This window comes from Vogesella sp. EB (genome assembly GCF_001037925.1).
Classification (GTDB): domain Bacteria; phylum Pseudomonadota; class Gammaproteobacteria; order Burkholderiales; family Chromobacteriaceae; genus Vogesella; species Vogesella indigofera.
Genome location: NZ_LFDT01000073.1, coordinates 1 through 277, shown reverse-complemented (window position 1 = coordinate 277; position 277 = coordinate 1). Strand labels below are relative to the sequence as shown.

General features: G+C 65.3%; 1 protein-coding gene. It reads left to right on the top strand.

From position 1 onward, the window contains the following. On the top strand, positions 1-277 hold a 277-nt coding region (locus ACG97_RS16775), incomplete at both ends, for a cadherin-like domain-containing protein (RefSeq protein ID WP_047968525.1).

Below are 277 nucleotides of genomic sequence, written 5' to 3'. Positions count from 1 at the left end.
AAAACCAGCTACTCAACATCGACGTGCTGGCCAACGACACCGACGTCGACGACGGCCATGTGTTGAGTCTGGTTGACGCCAGCGCGCCGGCCGGCATGGGCACAGCCAGCGTGGTCGGTGGCCAGCTGCAATTCGATCCGGGGACCGACTTCGACCATCTGGCCAAGGACGCGGTGGTGCACGTCACCCTCAGCTACACCATGACCGACCAGTTCGGCGCCGAGTCGAGCAGCACGGTGGATGTCACCGTCACCGGCACCAACGACGGGCCGCTGGC